The organism is Microbacterium sp. NPDC028030 (genome assembly GCF_040637855.1).
Lineage (GTDB): Bacteria > Actinomycetota > Actinomycetes > Actinomycetales > Microbacteriaceae > Microbacterium.
Map to the genome: position 1 here is coordinate 1 of NZ_JBEZXF010000007.1, position 2,999 is coordinate 2,999.

The 2,999-nt window shown below is 70.0% G+C and carries 4 protein-coding genes; all 4 read left to right on the forward strand.

What is annotated here, in order from left to right; genetic code table 11:
- Positions 1-167 precede the first annotated feature (167 nt).
- The 4 genes from AB0E56_RS19455 to AB0E56_RS19470 are packed head-to-tail and all read left to right on the forward strand — an operon-like array spanning position 168 to position 2,890.
- Entirely contained in the window at positions 168-470 is a 303-nt protein-coding gene (locus tag AB0E56_RS19455; RefSeq protein ID WP_359801756.1) for a hypothetical protein, read from the forward strand.
- Positions 467-1,582: a hypothetical protein gene (locus tag AB0E56_RS19460; RefSeq protein WP_359801758.1), complete on the forward strand. Its 1,116-nt coding sequence runs from the start codon at positions 467-469 to the stop codon at positions 1,580-1,582. The genes AB0E56_RS19455 and AB0E56_RS19460 overlap by 4 nt, the downstream gene beginning before the upstream one ends.
- A complete protein-coding gene (locus AB0E56_RS19465; RefSeq protein WP_359801759.1) occupies positions 1,579-2,214 on the forward strand; it encodes a hypothetical protein in 636 nt (211 codons plus the stop codon). Before AB0E56_RS19460 ends, AB0E56_RS19465 begins: the two co-directional genes overlap by 4 nt.
- 10 nt (positions 2,215-2,224) lie before the next feature.
- Positions 2,225-2,890, forward strand: coding sequence for a hypothetical protein (locus tag AB0E56_RS19470; protein ID WP_359801761.1), 666 nt, complete (start codon positions 2,225-2,227; stop codon positions 2,888-2,890).
- The last annotated feature ends 109 nt before the right edge of the window (positions 2,891-2,999 follow it).

The window sequence follows — 2,999 nt, forward strand, 5'->3', positions numbered from 1 at the left end:
CGGCGGTCGATGGTATCAACGACATGTCGGAGTCGCTGCTCGGGATGATGCGGGCGATCCAGGACCTGGATCAGCAGCTCGCCGGCAGCTGACACGCACAGCTTCTCGAAGAGGGGCGTCGACCGTGAGTCGACGCCCCTGTTTCGACTCGACCGAGGGGGGACACCATGTCTGATGTGAGTATCGACTACGCCGCGATGGAGGCGAGCCGCACGGCGTACGCGAACATGCGTTCATCGCTCGACGCGGCGACCAGCGGCCTCGGAGACGTCTCCGGTGCTGCCGTTCCGCAAGACGAGCTGCGGCGACGCCTCGAAGACCTCCACGACTCGTGGGGCGGCGGCCTCGACAAGCTCGGCCGCTACGCCGAGGATGCCGGCAAGGGCTTGCAGGGCATCCTCGAAGCCTTCCAGGGACTCGACTCCGAGCTCGCCGCGAGCATGGAGCCCGAGGGCGGAGCAGCATCGTGAGCGCGTTCCCCGCCCTGGGATTCGATCCGGCCCCCGGCGACATCGGGCAGCTCGAGGACTTCGTCCTCGGTCTCTCCTCCGGGTGCGACAGCGTCGACGACGCGCTGGCGATGCTCAACGGGGATGACGACGCGGCCTGGAGCGGTGAGGCGGCCGTCGCCTTCCGCGCAGCGATGAGCGAGGACTTCCGTCCGCACCTGACGGACACGGGGTCCGCGCTGCGGACGTCGCGCGATGCGCTCAGCGCCTGGGTCACCCAGTTGTCGGGGTACCAGGCTCGCGCGCGGGAGCTCGAGGAGCAGGCCGCCGTCGCCGCCGCGAGCGTCAGCAGCAAGGCGAAGGCCACCGAGGATGCCGACGCCGAGGATGCCGACCCCGATGCGCTCTCGGCAGTCTCCAGCGCCCTCGCGACCGCCCAGGGCGAACTCGACGACATCGTCGCCGCCGCGCACCGGCTCAAGACCGACGTCGACACGGATGCGGCCGTGGCGGCGCAGCAGCTGGTCGGTGCGAGCGAGACGCTCAGCGCGTACAAGGGCAACGCGTTCTCCAACTTCCTCGAGGGCGCGGGCGACTGGCTGGCCGACGCCGGCGAGTGGCTCATGGACAACGTCGTGCCGATCCTGGAGGACATCCTCCGGGCGGCGCTGCCGATCATCGCGATCCTCTCGATCTTCATCCCGGTGCTCGGCACCGTGGCACTGATCATGTCGATCGCCCTCGTGGCCATCGACGGGCTCCAGGCCCTCACCGGCCGCGGCTCGTGGACGGACTTCGCGGTGGGAGCCCTCGGGCTGCTCGCGGGCGGTGCGCTCGGCGCGGCCGCGAAGTCGCTGATCGGCCCGGGTGGTGCGGTGCTGGTCCCGTCGATCCAGCGGATGACACCGGCCCTGGCGGGTGGTGGCACGGCCGCGGGAACCCTGGCGGTGACGCTCAACATCAACATGAGCAACATGGTCGCGAACACCTACTGGATGATGTCGTCCGCCAAGGATGCGCATGACAACGGCCAGAGCTTCGTCGAGAGCCTGGGGGGCCCGTGGCAGAACCTCGCCGAGCGGGCGGCGAACACGATCCGCGGTGACGGTCCGAAGACGGACGACGAGCTGTGACCGCCGCGCAGCAGTCTCGGCATCGGGTGTGGCAGCGGATGCCGCAGGGGTGGATCGAGTTCCGAGCCCTCGGTGACCGTTCGCCGCAGGAGTGGATCGACCGGTACCTGGAGAGCGGCGAGGGATGGCTCCCGGACGAGGCGCGCGCATCGATCACGGAGGGGTTCCATGCGGGGGTCCGCATGTTCTCCGATGTGCCGTTCGACTTCGCCGGTGTGTCGATCGTGCTGGGCGAACGGCCGGCCGTGTCGTTCCTGTGCACGAACGTCGTGGCCACGACGGCCGACGAGGTGGCGGATTCCGCTGCTCTGCACCGGCTGCTCCCACTGGGCCGGTTCGGGAGCGACAGCACGGCCGAGACCTTCACCTCGCCGGACGATCGCGTGGGCACGGTGTCCAGCGGCCTGGTGTCGCGGGGCGGCGTCGACGCGGTGATGACGGTCGGCGAGATCCGGTTGCCCGACGATGCCGGCACTGTCCTCATCATGGGCATGTGCTCGGATCCGGCGCAGCGTCAGGAGCTCACGGTGCTGACGGCGTTCGCGCTGTCGATGACGCAGTACCTTCCCGATGGCGTCGAGCCGCAGCTCCCCGAGGGGGCGCGGTTCGAGGCGCCGCTGGACGGCGAATAACCTGGGTCCCATGGCTTTTGCGCTGATCCGACCCGAGTCGCGACCCCTCATCGATGCGGCGCGCACGCAGGACGCCCGTCCGGTGGATGCGGATCGCGCAGCCGCCGTGCTGCGGACGGACTTCGAGCGCTGGTCGCGCTGGGCTCTGGGCCTCCTGGGTTTCACGCTGGCGATCGGCGGCGCGTTCGTCACGGCGGGGATGATCGAAGCCGTGCGGATGCTGGGCGGGTCGCTCGCTCCGGTCGACCTGGCAGTGATCGTGATCGCGGTGATCGTCGCACTGGCCGGACTCGCCGTCCTGGTCGCGCTGTGGTGGAGCGGCCGGCGGATCCTGTCGGCCGCCTCCTGGTGGCTCCGCCTGCCGTACACGACAGGCGGACGTCAGCGCCGCGCGGGTGGCTGGCTCCGGGCGCGCACCGCGAACTTCGAACCTCGCGTCTTCGTGCGGCTCGTCTCGGCGACCCTCGCCCTGCTGGTCGCCGTCGGCGGCATCGCCCTGTTCGTCCGTGATCTGGGAGCCGGAGTCACCTCGATGACGGCGGCCTCGGCTGCCATCGGAGTGATCGCACTGGTGGCAGGCCTCGGGCAGGTCGGGGGAGTCATGCATCTCGTCTCCGGCTTGTCGGAGGCGGATCCGGTGTGGGTGCGGATCCGGTCCGTGTTCGTCCGCCGCTGATCCCGCCCGCGGGTGGGTGGATGGGGAGTTGTGCCCATCGACGGTGGTGTGTGGGGTCTCGTAGGGTGGGTGTATTCGGGCCGGAGGGGTCCGTTCCGTTCGATTTCCG

Coding starts and splice junctions, on each gene's coding strand:
- AB0E56_RS19455 (WP_359801756.1), top strand. CDS start 168: ATGTCTGATGTGAGTATCGACTACGCCGCGATGGAGGCGAGCCGCACG.
- AB0E56_RS19470 (WP_359801761.1), top strand. CDS start 2,225: ATGGCTTTTGCGCTGATCCGACCCGAGTCGCGACCCCTCATCGATGCG.